This window comes from Streptomyces abikoensis, assembly GCF_014648775.1.
In the GTDB taxonomy this organism is placed as follows: domain Bacteria; phylum Actinomycetota; class Actinomycetes; order Streptomycetales; family Streptomycetaceae; genus Streptomyces; species Streptomyces abikoensis.
This window is the reverse complement of sequence record NZ_BMRT01000014.1, coordinates 29,632-47,412: the sequence shown is the minus strand read 5'-3', so window position 1 is coordinate 47,412 and position 17,781 is coordinate 29,632. Positions and strand designations below refer to the sequence as shown.

Genomic DNA, 17,781 nt, shown 5'->3' with positions numbered 1-17,781 from the left:
CGCTCAAGCCTGACTGGATGGAGTCTCGTATGACCAGGACACCGCGTCGAGCGCGGACCGCTCGCGCCCTGCTGGCGGTGGCCGGCGTCGCGGCCCTCACGGCGGGTCTCGCCGCGTGCGGCGGCGACAGCCTGGAGAAGTCCAAGGAGGCCGGGAGCTCCACCGGGTCGGAGAAGGGTTCGCTGGTCGTCGGCTCGGCGTCCTTCACCGAGTCGAAGGTGCTCGCGGAGATATACGCGGGGCTGCTCAAGGACGCCGGATATTCGACGTCCATCCAGACCGTCGACGCCCGGGAGCTGTATGAGCCGGCGCTGGAGAAGGGGCAGATCGATGTGGTCCCGGAGTATGCCGCGACGCTCACCGAATTCCTGAACAAGAAGCAGAACGGGAAGGACGCCGCGCAGGTCGCCTCGGGCGACTCGGAAGCCACGGTGAAGGCCCTCCGTAAACTCGCCGAGCCGCGCGGGCTGAAGGTGCTGGACGCCGGGTCGGCGGTCGACCAGAACGCCTTCGCGGTTACCGGCGAGTTCGCGAAGAAACACCAGCTCAAGACGCTTTCCGATCTTGGAAAGTCGAAGGAGAAGGTACGGCTCGCGGCGGGCGACGAATGCTCCCAGCGCCCCTTCTGCCAGCCGGGTCTGCAGAAGACCTACGGCATAGACGTCGCGGGTCTCGACCCGCTGGAGGTCGGCAGCACCCAGGCCAAGCAGGCGGTCAAGGGCGGCAAGGACCAACTGCTGCTGACCACCACCACGGACGCCACGCTCGCGCAGTTCGGGCTCGTCCTTCTGGAAGACGACAAGAAGCTGCAGAACGCGGACAACGTCCTGCCCGTCGTGAATGCCAAGAAGGCGGGTTCGCAGGAGATCGCGGATGCGCTCGGCAAGCTGAACAAGGTGCTGACCACCGCGGATCTCACCGAACTCAACAAGAAGGTCGACGCCGAGCGGCTCAAGCCCGCCGATGTGGCGGCTCAGTACCTCAAGGAGAAGAAGCTTCTGACGAAGTGACGGCGTAGGAGAGAAGTAAGATCAAGGGAAGAGTTTGGCGGTGGGCTCACACGTTCGCGGCGACGCACGGTAAGTTTCAGGCCATGCCACGAGGACGCCATCGCCATTCCGCCCCCCTCCACCGGCTTCTTCCCCCGCTGACGGTCGCCGCGACATCTGTCGCCTGCGCCGCGGGTGCGCTGGCGGTGGGTGAAACCGCTGTCATCCGCGGCCTCGCCGTGGCCGCCGCCGCGGCCACGGTGGTCGGCTCGGTGATGATGCGCCGCTGGGACCGCGCCGCGGGCAGACGCGTCGCCCAGCTCACCGCCGCCCGTACGCGGGAGGAGTGGAAGACCGAGGAACGCGTGGCCGAGCTGGAGACGGACCTCGAGGAGACCCGCCTGGCACGCGCCGGCCTGGAGACCAAGCTCCGCGCCAAGCGCGCCGAACTCGCCCGCCTCCGCACCGAGCACGCCGACCTCCTGCGCCGCTACGCCTCGGCCGAGACCGGCCGGGCCAGCGCCCTGGAGGGCCGCCGCCTGCTGGAGAAGACCGGCAAGCCGACCGACAAGCCGGCCCCCCTGAACGCGGAGGCGTACCGCAAGGCGGCGGACGCCCTGAAGAAGCTGGGAGAGGCCGCCCCGGTTGTGGGCAATCGTCCCGCTGGGCGGGACGGGTGGGCACAACCCGCCCCCCGGCCCGCAGCCGCAAAGGCACCCCAGCCTGCACCGGCCAAGGCCGCCCAGCCTGCACCGGCCAAGGCCGCCCAGCCCGCACCGGTCAAGGCGGCCGCGCCCGCCCCCGCCAAGGCGGCGGCCCCGCCCGCCAAGGCGGCGGCCCGCCCCACCGGCACGGTCGTCCCGGCGGCGCGCCGCAAGTCGGGCGGCTTCGACTTCTTCGGCAACGCCAAGAAGAAGGCCGTCGAGGAGCAGGACCTCGCGGACGTCGTCGGCGAGGAGGCCCTCGCCGACGCGGACGGCAAGGTCATAGACCTCACCGCGCACGATGACACCGAGCAGATAGACGTCGTGGAGCTGCGCGGCGCGATCTCGTAACGCGATCTCGTAACGCGACCTCGTAAAAAGAAAGAGGGCCCGGGGCGAAGCCCCGGGCCCTCTCCCGTTCCGGCTACTTGTCGATGTCGCCCACGACGAAGAAGAGCGAGCCCAGGATCGCCACCATGTCCGCGACCAGCGTCCCCGGAAGCAGCTCGGTCAGGGCCTGGATGTTGTTGAACGAGGCCGACCGCAGCTTCAGCCGCCAGGGCGTCTTGTCGCCCTTGGAGACCAGGTAGTAGCCGTTGAGGCCCAGCGGGTTCTCGGTCCAGACGTAGGTCGCGCCCTCCGGGGCCTTGAGGACCTTGGGCAGCCGCTGGTTGATCGGGCCGGGCGGCAGCGCGTCCAGCCGGTCCAGGCAGGCGTCGGCCAGGTCCAGCGAGTTGTGCGTCTGCTCCAGCAGGCACTCGAAGCGCGCCAGGCAGTCGCCCTCCTCGCGGGTGACGACCTTCAGGACGTCCCCCAGCTCGCCGTACGCGAGGTACGGCTCGTCGCGCCGCAGGTCGAAGTCGACGCCCGACGCGCGGGCGATCGGCCCGCTCACCCCGTACGCGTGGACGGCCTCCGGCGTGAGGACGCCGACGCCGCGCGTCCGGCCGCGGAAGATCTCGTTGCCGAGCACCAGCCGGTCGTACACGTCCATCCGCGAGCGCACCTCGGCGACCGCCTGCCGGGCCCGGCCGAGCCAGCCCGCGGGCAGGTCCTCCTTCAGGCCGCCGACGCGGTTGAACATGTAGTGCATCCGGCCGCCGGAGACCTCCTCCATGACCGTCTGGAGCTCCTCGCGCTCACGGAACGCGTGGAAGACCGGAGTGATGCCGCCGAGCTCCAGCGGATACGAGCCGAGGAACATCAGGTGGTTGAGCACCCGGTTCAGCTCGGCCAGCAGCGTGCGCGTCCACACCGCGCGCTCGGGGACCTCCATGCCGAGCATCCGCTCGACGGCCCCGACGACGCCCAGCTCGTTGGAGAACGCCGACAGCCAGTCGTGCCGGTTGGCGAGCATGACGATCTGGCGGTAGTCGCGGGCCTCGAACAGCTTCTCCGCGCCCCGGTGCATATAGCCGATCACCGGCTCGGCGCTCTGGACCCGCTCGCCGTCCAGGACGAGGCGCAGTCGCAGCACACCGTGGGTGGACGGGTGCTGGGGCCCGATGTTGAGCACCATGTCGGTGCTCTCCGCCGCGCCGCCGATCCCGACTGTCGTCTCCGTCATGGGGTTAGTTTCTCAAACCCCAGCGCCTCCAGCCGGAGCCCCACCGGCTGGAGCAGCCAGCCGAAGCCGCCCAGGCCCGTCGGGGCGGTCAGCTCCGCCGCCTCGCCGGCCGCGCCGAGGGCCCGTACATAGGCGGCCGGGTCGGTCGAGGCGAGCGAGAGCGGCGGACGGGAGCCGTCCACCCCGAGGGCGCGCAGCGCCGCGCGCTGGCTGACGACCGAGCCGCCCGGCAGGGCGGCCGCGTCCAGCGCCACGTGCGCGGTGATGTCGCACGAGCCGTCGGGCACGGGCCGCACCTCGCGCCCCTCGCGGAAGCCGGTCAGGGTGCCGTAGGGCGGGCGGGCGGCGCGCCCGTGCGCGTAGTCGACCGCCACCGCCAGCCCGGACCGCAGGCTGCCGGCCGCCCGCCGCCAGGCGGCGTCGCGCGGGCGGCCGATCTCGGCGCGGGAGCCGGGCGGCGCGCCCTCCAAGGGCCACCAGCGCTTCAGCCAGTCGGCGTCCTCGCCGGAGACCGGGTCGCCGAGCAGCTCCTCGCCGTCGTCGCGGACGAGCACCTGGTGGGGCGTGCCCTCGCCGTCCGTCTCGGCGACGTCCACCGGCACGTTGTCGAGCCACTCGTTGGCGAAGAGCAGCCCCCGGACGCCTTCGGGCGGGGTGTCCCGCCAGTCCACCCGGGGGTCGAGGTCCTCCGGGCGGCCGGCGAGCTCCACGGCGTACGGGCGCAGCCGGCCGGCGAGCCCGTCGGGGCACCGGGCGAGCACCCCGGCCACCAGCTCGCCGCGCCCCGCCCCGACGTCGACGAACGCCAGCTCCGCCGGGCGCCCCAGGGCCGCGTCGACGCGGCACAGCAGCTCCACGACGGCCCCCGCGTACAGGGGAGAGGCGTGGACGGACGTACGGAAGTGACCCGCGGGGCCCTCGGGGCGGCGGTAGAAGCCGTCGGGGCCGTAGAGGGCCGCCTCGGTCGCCTCCCGCCAGGTCCTCGCACCGCTCGCCACGTTCGTTCCGCTTCCCATACGCACACGTTAAGCGGGCCCACCGGACACCCGCCCTCCACCTTGGGGAGTAGACGGAAACCGACCGGATCGATCGCCGGGCTGACCCGTGCGGCGACCCGGCGTGCCTACGCTGGGTGACGTGCAGCGCCTCTACGACTTCCTCCGCAGACACCCCACCGGTGTGGACACCTTCTGGGCCCTCCTGCTGCTGGGGCTCAGCGCGCTGTCCATCGCCGAGGGGAGCGGGCAGGGGCCGACGGCGCTCAAGGTCCTCGCGGCCTTCGCGCTCTGCGCGGTGATCGCGCTGCGCCGCCGCTGGCCGGAGAAGATGCTGCTGCTGACGGCCGCGACCGGGGTGGGCCAGGTCGTCTTCGGCGTCTCGCCGGACATCGCGGATTTCGCGATGCTGGTCATCATCTACACGGTCGCCTCCGGCAATACGCGCTGGGCGTCGCGGTTCGCGCTGGTGGGCGGTCTGCTGGCGGCGCCGATCTCCGCCGTCCGCTGGCCCGCGCCGCACAGCGAGGTGGGCAACGCCGTGCTGGGCGCGGCGTTCCTCAGCGTCCCGTTCATCCTCGCCTGGGTCCTCGGCGACTCGATGCGCACCCGCCGCGCCTATTGGGCGCAGCTGGAGGAGCGCGCCACGCGCCTGGAGAAGGAGCGCGAGCAGCAGGCGAAGATGGCGGTGACCGCCGAGCGGGCGCGCATCGCCCGCGAGCTCCACGACGTCGTCGCCCACAACGTGTCGGTGATGGTGGTGCAGGCCGACGGCGCCGCCTACGTCCTGGACGCCTCGCCGGAGCAGGCCAAGCAGGCCCTGGAGACGATCTCCAGCACCGGCCGCAAGGCCCTCACCGAGATGCGCCGCCTGCTGGGCGTGCTGCGCACGGAGGAGGGCGGGGAGAGCGGTGAGACGTATGTGCCGCAGCCGGACGTGGAGCAGATCGGCGAGCTCGTCGAGCAGGTGCGGGGCGCGGGGCTGCCGGTGGAGTTCACCGTCGAGGGCGCGCCGCGGCCGCTGCCGAGCGGCGTGGAGCTGACGGCCTACCGGATCGTCCAGGAAGCGCTGACCAACACCCGCAAGCACGGCGGCCCGGACGTCGGCGCGAGCGTCCGGCTGACGTACTTCGACGACGGCCTGGGCCTGCTGGTCGAGGACGACGGCCGGGGCGCGCAGCACGAGCTGTACGAGGACGGTGGCGCCGACGGCATGGGACACGGTCTGATCGGTATGCGCGAGCGCGTCGGCATGGTGGGCGGCACGCTGGACGCGGGGCCGCGACCCGGCGGCGGCTTCCGGATCAGTGTGCTGCTCCCGGCCAGGTCCGGCCGCTGAAACCCTCGGGCCATCAGGTTTGATTCGTCGTACGCCTCTGAAAGGGACCCCGCATGTCGATCCGAGTGCTCCTCGTCGATGACCAGGTACTGCTCCGTACCGGATTCCGCATGGTGCTGGCAGCCCAGCCGGACATGGAGGTCGTCGCCGAGGCCGGGGACGGCGTGGAGGCCCTGAAGGCGCTGGAGGGCACCGAGGTGGACGTCATCCTGATGGACGTCCGCATGCCGCACATGGACGGCGTGGAGGCCACCCGCCGGATCTGCCTGGGCGAGAACCCGCCGAAGGTGCTGATCCTCACCACCTTCGACCTCGACGAGTACGCCTTCTCCGCGCTGAAGGCCGGCGCGAGCGGCTTCATGCTCAAGGACGTGCCGCCCGCCGAGCTGCTGGGCGCGATCCGGGCGGTGCACAGCGGTGACGCGGTGGTCGCGCCCAGCACCACCCGCCGGCTGCTGGACCGCTTCACCCCGATGCTGCCCAGCGCGGGCCCCGAGCCCACCAGCGCGGAGATCAGCCGGCTCACGGACCGGGAGCGCGAGGTGATGCTGCTGGTGGCGCAGGGCCTGTCCAACGGCGAGATCGCGGCGCGGCTGGTGCTGTCGGAGGCGACGGTGAAGACGCACGTGGGCCGCATCCTCACCAAGCTGGGCCTGCGGGACCGGGTACAGGTGGTGGTGATGGCGTACGAGACGGGCCTGGTCCGGGCGGGTGGAGGACCCGCGCACTGAGGGTGCGCCCCGAAGGGGCGCGGGGCTGTGTCGATATGCGGCTACCGCCGCGTGGGCGCGATCGGCCCCCCACCGGCCCGCAGGTGACCGGCTGGCTCAGCGAAGCACCCCTTCAAGAAAGTCGCTCCCCAGCCGCGCCACCACCGTCAGATCCAGCTGATGAAGCACATACCGCCCGCGCCGCCGCGTAGTGATCAGCCCCGCCTTCTTCAGCACCGCGATGTGCCGGGACACCTCCGGCGCGCTCACTTCGTGCGCGGCCGCCAGCTCGCCCGTGGTGAACGCGGCCCGCGCCAGATAGCGGCACATCCTGATCCGCATCGGGTGCGCCAGCGCCTCCAGCCGGAGGGTGAGCAGGTCGAGGGACTGCGGCCCGGGAAGCTCGGGGGCGGCCACCGGGTAGTGGATCGTCGGCCGCCAGCCGGGGGCGTGCAGCACCCACAGATGGGGCCAGCCGAGGGACGACGGGACGAACGTGACGCCCGCGCCGACGGCCGGGTCGACGGCGGTCGTATGGCCGCTGGTGAGCTTGTCGACGACGATCCGGGAGCCGTCGGGGGCCAGCGTCACGGCGGGTGAGACCTCGGCGAGGGCCTCGGCGAGGCCCTTGCGCCGCAGGACCTCCGTCTTGTGGCGGGCGTCGCTCGCGAGCTGGACGCGCACCCGCTGCCAGACGTCGTTGAAGAACGCGTCCGCGCAGTCCTCGAACAGCCGCCGCAGCCAGGCCCGGACCGCCGGGGGGTCCTGGAGCAGCCGCTTGGCGAACTCCAGCTGGCGGGGGCCGCGCGCGGTGGCGCGCTCCAGGGCCTGCTCGCGGATCTGCGCGTTCACCAGCGGCGACGGGCCGCGCAGGGTGTATTTGCTGGAGCAGGAGATCTCCAGGGCGGCGTCGACGAACAGCTCGTCGTCCAGCCGGTCCATCATGTCCAGGTCCTCGGCGAGGGTGGCGCCGGGCTGGCCGTTCGTCTCGGGGAGGGCGGCGAAGGCGTGGGAGATGTCGGAGAAGGTCGAGCTCCACAGGAAGTCCGCCTCGCACAGCCGGTCGGCGAGGTCCGGCTTGAGCCCCGCGTTCGTCGCGGTGGTCCAGCCGTGGAGCCCGGGGTGGTGCCCGGGCTCGGCCAGGGCGTGGAGGGCGGTGCACAGCTCGGCCAGCGGGGAGGGCCGGAAGACCAGCCGCTCGGCCGGCAGGCCCGCGATGTCGATCGTCACGCTCATGCCGCCATCGTGCCTTCCTTTTTCGCAGGTCGGGCCGCCGATTGACGGTCCTCGTCAATTCACGCGCCGAACGGGCGGGCCGGGCCGCACGGTGGAGGGCATGAGCGCGAACCAGCAATACCTGCTCGACCTGTACCGCACCGCCCGCCACGGTGAGACCCCGCCGCCCGCGCCGGGCACCGGCGACCGTCAGGCCGTCCGGGAACTCCGCACGTGGTGGGCCTTCCTGGCCGTCGTCGACGAGCGCGTCGCCGCCCGACGGGCGCGTTGGACCCGTTGGGCCCGATGGACGACGGCCCTCCGCCCGGCCCGCCCCGTACGAACGGTGGCCGCCGCCCGCCCGTCAGCCGACCGGAGCGCCGCCCCCGCCCCCGCCCCCGTCCAGCCGGTCCAGTCGCTCCAGGAGCGCCCCGACCGCGTCGCGAACGGCTGCGGGAGTCCATGCGAGCGCTGACGCGGCGACGGTGACCTCGGTGACGGCCAACCCGGGCACCGGGGCCGCGTCCCAGCGGTTGAACACCCACGTGCCGGTCTCCTCCGCGAGCCGCACCCCCGCCGCCGTCAGCGCCTCCGGCGGATACGGCAGCCACACCTGGAACTGATGGGTGTGCGGCACGTCCGGATGCACCCGGAACCACGGCACCCCCGCCGCGCGGAAGGCGTCCTTCAGGGCCTCCGCGACCACCTTGGCGTGCGCCACGTACGCCGGCAGCCGGGGCAGCTCGCGATCCAGCCCCGCGAGCCCGGCGAGCGCCACGGGCCACTGCTGGAAGAGCGTGCCCCCGTACCGGTGGCGCCAGGCCTTCGCCTCCTCCACGAACGAGGACGGGCCCGCCAGCACGGCCCCCGATATGCCGTCGAGGGACTTGTAGAGCGAGACGTACACCGAGTCCGCGAGCGCGGCGATCTCCGGCAGCTCCACCCCGAAGTGCGAGGCGCACTCCCACAGCCGCGCCCCGTCGAAGTGCACCACCGCGTCACGGTCGCGGGCGGCCGCCACCGCCTCCGTCAGCTCCTCCCACGTGGGGAGCACGAAACCCGCGTCCCGCAAGGGCAGCTCCAGCGTCAGCGTGCCGAACGGCTCGTCCAGCTCCCGGATCTCCTCGGCCGTCGGCGGCCGGGGATCGCTCGTGGGATGGACGGTGCGCAGGCCGGTGACCGTCGCGTACGCGTTCCGCTCGTGGACCTCCAGGTGCGACAGCGGGTGCGCGGCCACGACCGGGCTGCCCGTGCGCCCCGCCCAGCAGCGCAGGGCCACCTGCTGGGCCATCGTCCCGGTGGGGAAGAAGGCGGCGGCCTCCATGCCCAGTAGCCCGGCGACCCGGCGCTCCAGCTCCTCCACGACCCCGTCGCCGTAGAGGTCGACGCCCTCGCCGAGGTCGTACGCCTCCGGGGCCTCGGCGGCCAGCCGGGCCAGCCTGTCGCCGATCGTCAGGGCGAGCGAGTGGCCCGACAGGACCCGCTCGGCGCCGCGCAACGCGGCCAACCTGCGGGCCCGGTCCACCGGCGGGTCCACCGGGTGCCCGGTTTTCTGTTCGTCTGCCATGAGGTCGTCCGCCACGAGGTCGTCTGCCATGAGGGGATCATCGTGGGCGGGTACGACAGGAGCAACGAGTTATCCACAGGGCTGGGGACGGCCCGGGACCGCCCGACGCGCCTCGCGTAGCATGACAAAGGAATCGTCCGGTACCCCCGCGGACTGGAACGGAAGGCATCCCGCCGCGTGAACGCACACCTCTCCTCCGAGCACACGAGCCCCCAGGACCGCCCCGCCAGGCTCACCGTCGGCGTGGTCGGCGCCGGCCGTGTCGGCCCCGCCCTGGCCGCGTCCCTCCAGCTCGCCGGGCACCGCCCCGTCGCCGTCTCGGGCGTCTCCGACGCCTCGCTGCGGCGCGCGGCCGCCATGCTGCCGGACGTGCCCGTCATGGCGCCCGCCGATGTGCTCGCCCACGCCGAGCTGGTCCTGCTGACCGTGCCCGACGACGCCCTGCCGGGCCTGGTCGCCGGGCTCGCCGAGACCGGCGCCGTCCGCCCCGGCCAGCTCCTCGTCCACACCTCCGGCCGGCACGGCACCGCCGTCCTCGACCCGGCCACCCGCGTCGGCGCCCTGCCGCTGGCCCTCCACCCCGCGATGACGTTCACCGGCACCCCCGTGGACGTCCAGCGGCTGGCCGGCTGCTCCTTCGGCGTCACCGCCCCCCAGGAGCTGCGGCTGGCCGCCGAGGCGCTGGTCATCGAGATGGGCGGCGAGCCCGAGTGGATCGAGGAGAGCGCCCGCCCGCTCTACCACGCGGCCCTCGCCATCGGCGCCAACCACCTCGTCACCCTCGTCGCCCAGAGCATGGACCTGCTGCGCACCGCCGGGGTCGAGCACCCCGCCCGGATGCTCGGCCCGCTCCTGGGCGCCGCCCTGGACAACGCCCTGCGCAGCGGCGACGCCGCCCTCACCGGCCCGGTCGCCCGAGGCGACGCCGGCACGGTCGCGGCCCACGTCGCCGAGCTGCGCGCCCACGCTCCCGGAGCCGTCGCCGGATACCTGGCGATGGCCCGCACCACCGCGGACCGCGCCCTCGCGCACGGCCTGCTCAAGCCGGAACTTGCGGAGGACCTGCTCGGTGTCCTCGCGGACGGAGGCAACCAGTGACCCCCCAGCTCATCCGTACCGCGAAGGAGCTGCACACCCTCCCGCGCGACGGCCGCCGCGCGGTCGTCATGACCATGGGCGCCCTCCACGAGGGCCACGCCACCCTCGTCCGCGAGGCGCGCCGGCTGGTGGGCCCGACGGGCCAGGTCGTCGTCACCGTCTTCGTCAACCCGCTCCAGTTCGGCGCCGGCGAGGACCTCGACCGCTACCCGCGCACCCTCGACGCCGACGTGGCGATCGCCGGGCAGGCCGGCGCCGACGCCGTCTTCGCCCCCTCCGTCGACGAGGTCTACCCCGGCGGCGAGCCCCAGGTGCGGATCACCGCCGGCCCCATGGGCGAGCGCCTCGAAGGCGCCAGCCGCCCCGGCCACTTCGACGGCGTCCTCACCGTCGTCGGCAAGCTCCTCCACCTGACCCTGCCGGACGTCGCGCTGTTCGGGCAGAAGGACGCCCAACAGCTCGCCCTGATCCGCCGCATGGCGCGCGACCTCAACTTCCCCGTGGAGATCGTGGGAGTGCCCACGGTCCGCGAGGGCGACAACCTCGCCCTCTCCAGCCGCAACCGCTACCTCTCCGAAGCCGACCGGGCCACGGCGCTGGAGCTCTCCCGCGCCCTCCTCACCGCCGGCGCCTCGGCCGCCGAGGGCCCGGCCCCCGTCCGGCGCTCCGCCCTGGCCGTCCTGGACGGCGCGGCCCGGCTGGAGCCCCCGCTCCGCCTCGACTACCTGGCGCTCGTCGACCCCTCCGACTTCACCGAGGTCCCCGACGACTACACCGGCGAGGCCATCCTCGCCGTCGCCGCCAAGGTGGGCACCACCCGTCTGATCGACAACATCCCCCTCACCGTCGGAGCGGCGCGATGACCGGCATACGACTCCACGCACCCCGCCCCGGCTGGTCCGTCGACGCCGACGTCGTGGTCGTCGGCTCCGGCGTGGCGGGCCTGACCGTGGCGCTGCGCTGCGCGGCGGCCGGCGGACGCGTCGCCGTCGTCACCAAGGCGTGCCTCGACGACGGCTCCACCCGCTGGGCCCAGGGCGGCATAGCGGCCGCCCTCGGCGACGGCGACACCCCGGAGCAGCACCTCGACGACACCCTCGTCGCGGGCGCGGGCCTCTGCTCGGAGGAGGCCGTCCGGGTCCTGGTCACCGAGGGTCCCGACGCCGTGCGCCGCCTCATCGCCACCGGAGCCCGCTTCGACACCGACGCCGGCACCGGCGAGATCCTGCTGACCCGCGAGGGCGGCCACCACCGCGACCGCATCGCCCACGCCGGAGGCGACGCCACCGGCGCCGAGATCTCCCGCGCCCTCGTCGACGCCGTGCGCGCGGCGGGCATCAAGACCATCGAGCACGCCCTCGTCCTCGACCTCCTCAAGGACGCCGAGGGCCGCGCGGCGGGCGTCTCCCTCCACGTCATGGGCGAGGGGCAGCACGACGGCGTCGGCGCCGTCCGCGCCCGCTCCGTCGTCCTGGCCACCGGCGGCATGGGCCAGGTCTTCTCCGCCACCACCAACCCCGCCGTCTCCACCGGCGACGGCGTCGCCCTCGCCCTGCGTGCCGGCGCCGAGGTCTCCGACCTGGAGTTCGTCCAGTTCCACCCGACCGTGCTGTGGCTCGGCCCCGACGCCGAGGGCCAGCAGCCCCTGGTCTCGGAGGCCGTCCGCGGCGAGGGCGCCCATCTGGTGGACGCCGACGGCGACCGCTTCATGCTCGGCGCGCACGAGCTGGCCGAGCTCGCCCCGCGCGACATCGTCGCCAAGGGCATCATGCGGCGCATGCGCGAGACGGGCGCCGAGCACATGTACCTGGACGCCCGCCACTTCGGCCGGGAGAAGTGGGAGCGCCGCTTCCCCACGATCCTGGCGGCCTGCCGGGCGCACGGCATCGACCCGGTGACCGACCTCGTCCCCGTCTCGCCCGCCGCGCACTACGCCTCGGGCGGCGTCCGCACGGACCTGCGCGGCCGGACGACCGTGCCGGGCCTCTACGCGTGCGGCGAGGTCGCCTGCACGGGGGTCCACGGCGCGAACCGCCTGGCGTCCAACTCCCTCCTGGAGGGCCTGGTCTTCGCGGAACGCATAGCGGAGGACATCACATCCCCGAAGCCCGACGTATTCGGGGCAACGGGTGAGCGGGTGGGAGAAAACCCCCCGACGGCGGGAGAGCCGGAAGCACTCCTGATCGCCCCCGAGGCGCGGCCCGAAATCCAGCGCGCCATGACGATGGGCGCCGGAGTCCTCCGCTCACGCCGAAGCCTGGAAGAAGCCGCAGCGCAGCTGACCCGCATCCGCGAGGAAGCCACCGACAAACAGCCCGTCCCCGGTACCGACGCCTGGGAGACGACCAACCTCCTCCTCGTCGCCCAGGTCCTCGTCGCCGCCGCCCTCCGCCGTGAGGAGACCCGCGGCTGCCACTGGCGCGAGGACTTCCCCGACCGCGACGACGCCCACTCCCGCCGTCACCTCCTGGTGACGCTGCGCCCCGACCGCACCCTCGCGGTCGCCACCACCGGGTCGGCCGCGTTCCCGCCCGTAGAGCCCGTATCGCAGCCCGTATCTGCCTCCGCCCCCAAGGAGAACAGCGTGAGTACCCCCGAAGACGCCCCCCTCCACCAGATCGGCCGTTCCGGCCGGGAAGCCGCCGAGCCCGAGGCGACCGGCGGCTGCGGCGACGCCTGCGGCTGCTCCGGCGGGGACTACGAAGCGGACGCCTTCGAGTGCGGGCTCGACCCCGAGCTCGTCCGGCTGCTGGTCGCGGCCGGGCTGGACCCGCTCCAGGTCGAGGACCTCGCCCACCTCGCCATCGAGGAGGACCTCGACGGCGGCAAGGACATCACCACCTTCGCGACCGTCCCCGAGGACGCCGTCGCCTCCGGTGACTTCACCGCCCGCGAGGCCGGCACGGTCGCCGGTCTGCGCATCGCCGAGGCCATCCTCTCGGTGGCCTGCACCGACGAGTTCGAGGTCGAGCGGCACGTCGAGGACGGCGACCGGGTGGAGGCGGGCCAGAAGCTGCTGACCGTCCGTACCCGCACCACGGACCTGCTCACCGCCGAGCGCAGCATGCTCAACATCCTCTGCCACCTCTCCGGCATCGCCACCGCCACCCGCGCTTGGGCCGACGCCCTGGAGGGCACCGGCGCCGCCGTCCGCGACACCCGCAAGACCACCGTCGGGCTGCGCGCGCTGGAGAAGTACGCGGTCCGCTGCGGCGGCGGCGTCAACCACCGCATGTCGCTGTCCGACGCCGCGCTGGTGAAGGACAACCACGTGATCGCCGCCGGCGGTGTCGCCGAGGCGTTCCGGGCCGTGCGCCAGGAGTTCCCGGACGTGGACATCGAGGTCGAGGTGGACCGGCTCGACCAGATCCCGCCGGTCCTCGCCGAGGGCGCGGACCTGATCATGCTGGACAACTTCAGCGTCGAGCTGACCCGCGAGGCCGTCGAGCTCGTCGCGGGCCGCTCCAAGCTGGAGTCCTCGGGCCGGCTGACCCTGGACAACGCCCGCGCCTACGCCGAGACCGGCGTCGACTACCTGGCCGTCGGCTCGCTGACCCACTCCTCCCCGATCCTGGACATCGGCCTGGACCTCCACGAGGAGGCCTCCTGATGCTGCTCACCATCGATGTCGGCAACACCCAGACCGTCCTCGGCCTGTTCGACGGCGAGGACATCGTCGAGCACTGGCGCATCTCCACCGACCCGCGCCGCACCGCGGACGAACTGGCGGTGCTGCTCCAGGGCCTGATGGGCCGCCATCCGCTGCTCGGCGACGAGCTGGGCGACGGCATCGACGGCATCTGCATCTGCTCGACCGTCCCCTCCGTGCTCCACGAGATGCGCGAGGTGACCCGCCGCTACTACGGCGACGTCCCCGCCATCCTGGTCGAGCCGGGCGTGAAGACCGGCGTGCCGATCCTCATGGACCAGCCGAAGGAGGTCGGCGCGGACCGCATCATCAACGCGGTCGCCGCCGTCGAGCTCTACGGCGGCCCGTGCGTCGTCGTCGACTTCGGCACGGCGACGACGTTCGACGCGGTGAGCGCGCGCGGCGAGTACGTCGGTGGCGTGATCGCCCCCGGCATCGAGATCTCCACGGAGGCCCTGGGCGTCCGCGGCGCCCAGCTCCGCAAGATCGAGATCGCCCGCCCGCGCAGCGTCATCGGCAAGAACACCGTCGAGGCCATGCAGTCCGGCATCCTCTACGGCTTCGCGGGCCAGGTCGACGGCGTCGTCGGCCGCATGGCGCGTGAGCTGGCCGACGACCCCGACGACGTCACCGTCATCGCCACGGGCGGCCTGGCCCCCCTGGTCCTGGGCGAGGCGTCGGTCATCGACGAGCACGAGCCGTGGCTGACCCTCATCGGCCTGCGCCTGGTCTACGAGCGCAACATGATGCGGGGCTGACGGCCGGCTGTCGCGCGCCATCGGGGCGGGGCGTGCAACCAAACCCCCGCCCCCGACGGTCTGACAGCACGCAGGACGGACGGACCGGATCCAAGGGCGGGCGGACACGCGTGAAGCCGAAGCGAACAGCGCGTCATCGAACAGCGCGTCGAACGGCGGCGGCCGCGGCCGCCCTCACCCTCGCCGCCCTGACGGGCGGCACCGCGGCCGCCACCCCGCCGCCCCCGCCCGCCGACTACCAGGCCATCGCCCACCCGGTCGCGGGCCGCGTGGGGCAGACGGTCGACGTCGAGGTCGGCGTGCGCAACGGCGGCCCCGGGCCGGCCGCCGGCCGTCGGGCCTACGCGGTCACGGCGCCAGAAGGCACCACCATCGCCCCCGAGGGCGACGCCGGCCACCGCTGCGCCCCGCACGACACGGCCGCCCGCACCTACCTCTGCGCCATCGGCGGCGATTTCGCCGCCGGCGACCGCGAGACGCTGCGCTTCCGGATCCGCATCGACAAGAAGGTCGAGGGCGCGGAGGGCTGGGTCCGGATCCTCGGCCCCGGCAGCACCCCCGACCCGGATCCGGCCAACGACAGCGCGCCGATCGTCGTCGACGTCACCGGCCGCGCGCCCGGCGACAGGCCCGTCGACCCGCCCCGCCACCCGTCCACGGACGACGGCGACGCCTCCGCGACCCTGCTGCTCGCCACCACGTCCGGGACCGCGCTGTCCGCCGGCGCCATAGCCCTGGGCGCCGCCCGCCGCCGCGAGCACTGAGCCGTTCACCGCTGATGTCACGCCTTATGCCACGCCCGAAATAACCAGCTAAGCGAATTTTGTCCACTTAGCACTTAAAGTCGGCCCATGCCCACGCCTTATGGATCACGCGGCGGCATGGCGTTCAGCGCGGACGAGCTGCGCGTGCTGCGCCGTGCCCTCGACATCGCACTCCGCCCAGACACCGTTCCCGACCGGCCCGGCCCCGCACGGGACGCCGAGGTCCGGGACTGCCTCCGGCTCGCCGAAGCCATGGCCGAGGCCGACCACGAGGCCGACCGGTTCCGCGCCTTCCTGCTGGCCGAGCTCGCCCGCTACCGCGCCGCCCTGCCCGGCGCCGCGCCCGGCTACGCGCGGCTGCTCAGGGACGCCCTCGCGGACGGCTATCCGCCCGGCCCCGAGGACGTCGCCGCCCTGCGCTCGCTGTGCGCGCTCCCGACGGGCGCCACCGAGGCCGGTCACCGCCGCGCCCTGCTGCGGCGCTGCGAGCACCTCGCGGAGCAGAAGCTACGAACCCGGCCCACGACGGCCCGGCTCGCGCCCCGGGCCACCCCCGCCGTCCCGGGCGTCCCCGCCGTCCCGGGCGTCCCCGCCGTCCCGGGCGTCCCCGCCGTCCCGGGCGTCCCCGCCGTCCCCGGTGCCCGCCCCCAGCCGGGGCCCGAACCGGTGCACACCCACCCCTCGTGCGCCCTCCCCGTGCGTACGCGCCTGCTCGCGCTCCCGGGCGGCCGCACCCCGCACGCCGCCGAGGTGGCCGACCCCAAACCCGGGGTCAAGCCCCCGCCCCCGGGCAAGCCCGCCCCCACCGCGCCGCCGCCCGCCACGCCCCAGCCGAAGGCGCCACCACGGCCGGACCGGCCCATTCCGACCCCCGGCGAGGTATTCCCGCCCCGCCGTAAACCCGCCCCGCCGCCGGGAGCCGCGTCCGGCCTCCCGACGGCCCGCCCGGCCTGACGCCCCGGTGCCCCCGGCATTCCCGGGGGAAAAGGCGGATGCGTAATCTGGACGAGTCGCGCAGTCGGCGCGAAACCCCGATCCAGAAGGAGCCGACGGCCATGGACTATGTCGCCGCGCTGGTCCCGCCCCTGGTGATGGCGATCGCCTTCACCGCACTGGTCGTGACGATCGTCAAGAGTCAGGGTGGTGCGAACAAGGCGAAGGAAGACGCCATCGTCGACGCCGCACTGGCCCGGGTGGAGGCCGCCCAGCAGCCCTCGAAGGCCGCCGGCGCCTGAGACCGCCGCACACGCCGCACAGAAACGCGCCGCACGGCAGGGGCGTACGTCCCGGGGCCATTCCCCGGGACGTACGCCCTTTTCGCCGTGCGGATTGCCGCGCTGACCCGCGCCGATAAACCGGCATTCGCGACATCTCCCACTATTATTCGCGTGTGGTTCGACGCCTGGGTGAACTGGAAGACGCCGTGATGACGCGCGTGTGGGAGTGGAACCGGCCGGTCACCGTCAGAGAAGTCCTGGAAGACCTTCAGCAGGAACGGTCCATCGCGTACACGACCGTGATGACCGTAATGGACAACCTGTATCAGAAGGGCTGGCTCCGCAGGGAAGCCGAAGGCCGCGCCTATCGATATGAGGCGGTCTCCAACCGGGCCGCCTACTCGGCCGCACTGATGAACGAAGCCTGGTCCCTCAGCGACAACCCCGCCGCCGCTCTCGTCGCCTTCTTCGGCATGATGTCGGCCGAACAACGGGAAGCGCTCCGCGACGCGATCCGGGTCGTGCAACTCGACGGGCCCGACGAGACCCCGGGACCGCCGGGGCGATAGCGTCCGGTCATGTCCGCTCTAACTAAAGTCGTCACCGTCCGCAGGGCCCGCACCAGCGATGTGCCCGCCGTCCGCCGGCTCATCAACGCCTACGTACGGGACCGCATCCTGCTCGACAAAGCGACCGTGACGCTTTACGAGGACATCCAGGAGTTCTGGGTCGCCGAGCGGGACGAGGACGGTACCGTCATCGGATGCGGTGCTCTCCACGTGATGTGGGAAGACCTCGCGGAGGTGCGCACTCTGGCGGTCGACCCGGATGTGCGGGGCGGCGGAGTCGGCCACCAGGTACTGGACAAGCTGCTCCAGACCGCGCGCTGGCTCGGGGTGCGGCGTATTTTCTGCCTCACCTTCGAAGTCGACTTCTTCGCGAAGCACGGCTTCGTCGAGATCGGGGAGACGCCGGTGGACGGTGATGTCTACAGCGAGCTGCTGCGTTCCTATGACGAGGGTGTTGCCGAGTTCCTGGGTCTCGAACGAGTGAAGCCGAACACCCTTGGCAACAGCCGGATGCTTCTGCATCTGTGATCGCGGTCCCTATGTCCGAATCGCGCCCCTATCGCGGACGCCCGGAAGCCATCGTTCCCACGGGGAACGCCAGCTGAACCTTCCCGGAGGGTTTGTGTTTTTCCGGGAAAGG

18 protein-coding genes and 1 pseudogene are annotated in these 17,781 nt (G+C 73.1%); 15 read left to right on the top strand and 4 right to left on the bottom strand.

Features of this window, described 5'->3' with window-relative positions; all coding sequences use genetic code 11:
* Positions 1 to 29 precede the first annotated feature (29 nt).
* Both IE096_RS29795 and IE096_RS29790 read left to right on the top strand, forming a co-directional pair.
* Positions 30 to 1,010, top strand: a complete 981-nt coding sequence (locus IE096_RS29795; RefSeq protein WP_189457013.1) for an ABC transporter substrate-binding protein — start codon at positions 30 to 32, stop codon at positions 1,008 to 1,010.
* 185 nt (positions 1,011 to 1,195) lie between these two features.
* The gene (locus IE096_RS29790) at positions 1,196 to 2,044 is read left to right on the top strand and encodes a hypothetical protein (protein WP_308430398.1); all 849 of its coding nucleotides are present in this window, start codon (positions 1,196 to 1,198) and stop codon (positions 2,042 to 2,044) included.
* A 73-nt stretch (positions 2,045 to 2,117) separates the two neighbouring features.
* Here IE096_RS29790 and IE096_RS29785 read toward each other — a convergent pair whose 3' ends face one another.
* Both IE096_RS29785 and IE096_RS29780 read right to left on the bottom strand, forming a co-directional pair.
* Entirely contained in the window at positions 2,118 to 3,260 is a 1,143-nt protein-coding gene (locus IE096_RS29785; RefSeq protein ID WP_189457007.1) for an NADH-quinone oxidoreductase subunit D, read from the bottom strand.
* Positions 3,257 to 4,276 carry an SAM-dependent methyltransferase gene (locus tag IE096_RS29780; protein WP_189457006.1) on the bottom strand — a complete coding sequence of 340 codons (1,020 nt, stop codon included), beginning with the start codon at positions 4,274 to 4,276 and terminating at the stop codon, positions 3,257 to 3,259. The genes IE096_RS29785 and IE096_RS29780 overlap by 4 nt, the downstream gene beginning before the upstream one ends.
* 121 nt (positions 4,277 to 4,397) lie before the next feature.
* Here IE096_RS29780 and IE096_RS29775 point away from each other — a divergent pair, with 121 nt between their 5' ends.
* Positions 4,398 to 5,594, top strand: a complete 1,197-nt coding sequence (locus IE096_RS29775) for a sensor histidine kinase (protein ID WP_189457005.1) — start codon at positions 4,398 to 4,400, stop codon at positions 5,592 to 5,594.
* Between the two features lie 53 nt (positions 5,595 to 5,647).
* The gene (locus IE096_RS29770) at positions 5,648 to 6,325 is read left to right on the top strand and encodes a response regulator (RefSeq protein ID WP_189457003.1); all 678 of its coding nucleotides are present in this window, start codon (positions 5,648 to 5,650) and stop codon (positions 6,323 to 6,325) included.
* Between the two features lie 96 nt (positions 6,326 to 6,421).
* Here IE096_RS29770 and IE096_RS29765 read toward each other — a convergent pair whose 3' ends face one another.
* Positions 6,422 to 7,540 (bottom strand): DUF5937 family protein, encoded by a 1,119-nt coding sequence (locus tag IE096_RS29765; protein WP_189457002.1) that lies wholly within the window; start codon positions 7,538 to 7,540, stop codon positions 6,422 to 6,424.
* A 100-nt stretch (positions 7,541 to 7,640) separates the two neighbouring features.
* Between IE096_RS29765 and IE096_RS29760 the strand changes: the two genes are divergently transcribed.
* Positions 7,641 to 7,994 (top strand): hypothetical protein, encoded by a 354-nt coding sequence (locus tag IE096_RS29760; protein WP_189457001.1) that lies wholly within the window; start codon positions 7,641 to 7,643, stop codon positions 7,992 to 7,994.
* Here IE096_RS29760 and IE096_RS29755 read toward each other — a convergent pair.
* Positions 7,884 to 9,086, bottom strand: a complete 1,203-nt coding sequence (locus IE096_RS29755; RefSeq protein ID WP_229820712.1) for a threonine aldolase family protein — start codon at positions 9,084 to 9,086, stop codon at positions 7,884 to 7,886. The genes IE096_RS29760 and IE096_RS29755 overlap by 111 nt on opposite strands.
* Before the next feature lie 177 nt (positions 9,087 to 9,263).
* Between IE096_RS29755 and IE096_RS29750 the strand changes: the two genes are divergently transcribed.
* The 10 genes and pseudogenes from IE096_RS29750 (at position 9,264) to IE096_RS29705 (ending at position 17,669) form a co-directional block, all read left to right on the top strand.
* Positions 9,264 to 10,184, top strand: coding sequence for a Rossmann-like and DUF2520 domain-containing protein (locus tag IE096_RS29750; protein ID WP_189456999.1), 921 nt, complete (start codon positions 9,264 to 9,266; stop codon positions 10,182 to 10,184).
* The gene (gene panC, locus IE096_RS29745) at positions 10,181 to 11,047 is read left to right on the top strand and encodes a pantoate--beta-alanine ligase (protein WP_189456998.1); all 867 of its coding nucleotides are present in this window, start codon (positions 10,181 to 10,183) and stop codon (positions 11,045 to 11,047) included. The genes IE096_RS29750 and panC overlap by 4 nt, the downstream gene beginning before the upstream one ends.
* Positions 11,044 to 12,726, top strand: a pseudogene (locus IE096_RS29740) (L-aspartate oxidase); the annotation flags it as partial. The gene panC and the pseudogene IE096_RS29740, both read left to right, overlap by 4 nt.
* Positions 12,727 to 12,768: 42 nt before the next feature.
* Entirely contained in the window at positions 12,769 to 13,794 is a 1,026-nt protein-coding gene (nadC, locus tag IE096_RS29735) for a carboxylating nicotinate-nucleotide diphosphorylase (protein WP_189457081.1), read from the top strand.
* On the top strand, positions 13,794 to 14,591 hold the full coding sequence (locus IE096_RS29730) for a type III pantothenate kinase (RefSeq protein WP_189456996.1): 798 nt from the start codon (positions 13,794 to 13,796) through the stop codon (positions 14,589 to 14,591). Before nadC ends, IE096_RS29730 begins: the two co-directional genes overlap by 1 nt.
* Before the next feature lie 110 nt (positions 14,592 to 14,701).
* Positions 14,702 to 15,355, top strand: coding sequence for a DUF11 domain-containing protein (locus tag IE096_RS29725; RefSeq protein WP_189456994.1), 654 nt, complete (start codon positions 14,702 to 14,704; stop codon positions 15,353 to 15,355).
* 87 nt (positions 15,356 to 15,442) lie between these two features.
* Positions 15,443 to 16,309 carry a chromosomal replication initiator protein DnaA gene (locus IE096_RS29720; RefSeq protein WP_229820708.1) on the top strand — a complete coding sequence of 289 codons (867 nt, stop codon included), beginning with the start codon at positions 15,443 to 15,445 and terminating at the stop codon, positions 16,307 to 16,309.
* Between the two features lie 101 nt (positions 16,310 to 16,410).
* Complete coding sequence (locus IE096_RS29715; protein ID WP_189457079.1) at positions 16,411 to 16,590, top strand: hypothetical protein; 180 nt, start codon at positions 16,411 to 16,413, stop codon at positions 16,588 to 16,590.
* 155 nt (positions 16,591 to 16,745) lie between these two features.
* Positions 16,746 to 17,141, top strand: coding sequence for a BlaI/MecI/CopY family transcriptional regulator (locus IE096_RS29710; RefSeq protein ID WP_189456992.1), 396 nt, complete (start codon positions 16,746 to 16,748; stop codon positions 17,139 to 17,141).
* Between the two features lie 9 nt (positions 17,142 to 17,150).
* Entirely contained in the window at positions 17,151 to 17,669 is a 519-nt protein-coding gene (locus IE096_RS29705; RefSeq protein WP_071962335.1) for an amino-acid N-acetyltransferase, read from the top strand.
* Positions 17,670 to 17,781: the final 112 nt, after the last annotated feature.

Bases quoted from the DNA above. Each gene is read 5' to 3' on its own strand.
- IE096_RS29715 (WP_189457079.1), top strand. From the start codon at position 16,411: ATGGACTATGTCGCCGCGCTGGTCCCGCCCCTGGTGATGGCGATCGCC.
- IE096_RS29755 (WP_229820712.1), bottom strand. From the start codon at position 9,086: ATGGCAGACGAACAGAAAACCGGGCACCCGGTGGACCCGCCGGTGGAC.
- IE096_RS29780 (WP_189457006.1), bottom strand. From the start codon at position 4,276: ATGGGAAGCGGAACGAACGTGGCGAGCGGTGCGAGGACCTGGCGGGAG.
- IE096_RS29720 (WP_229820708.1), top strand. From the start codon at position 15,443: ATGCCCACGCCTTATGGATCACGCGGCGGCATGGCGTTCAGCGCGGAC.
- IE096_RS29770 (WP_189457003.1), top strand. From the start codon at position 5,648: ATGTCGATCCGAGTGCTCCTCGTCGATGACCAGGTACTGCTCCGTACC.
- IE096_RS29705 (WP_071962335.1), top strand. From the start codon at position 17,151: ATGTCCGCTCTAACTAAAGTCGTCACCGTCCGCAGGGCCCGCACCAGC.
- IE096_RS29730 (WP_189456996.1), top strand. From the start codon at position 13,794: ATGCTGCTCACCATCGATGTCGGCAACACCCAGACCGTCCTCGGCCTG.
- IE096_RS29760 (WP_189457001.1), top strand. From the start codon at position 7,641: ATGAGCGCGAACCAGCAATACCTGCTCGACCTGTACCGCACCGCCCGC.
- IE096_RS29785 (WP_189457007.1), bottom strand. From the start codon at position 3,260: ATGACGGAGACGACAGTCGGGATCGGCGGCGCGGCGGAGAGCACCGAC.
- IE096_RS29765 (WP_189457002.1), bottom strand. From the start codon at position 7,540: ATGAGCGTGACGATCGACATCGCGGGCCTGCCGGCCGAGCGGCTGGTC.
- IE096_RS29795 (WP_189457013.1), top strand. From the start codon at position 30: ATGACCAGGACACCGCGTCGAGCGCGGACCGCTCGCGCCCTGCTGGCG.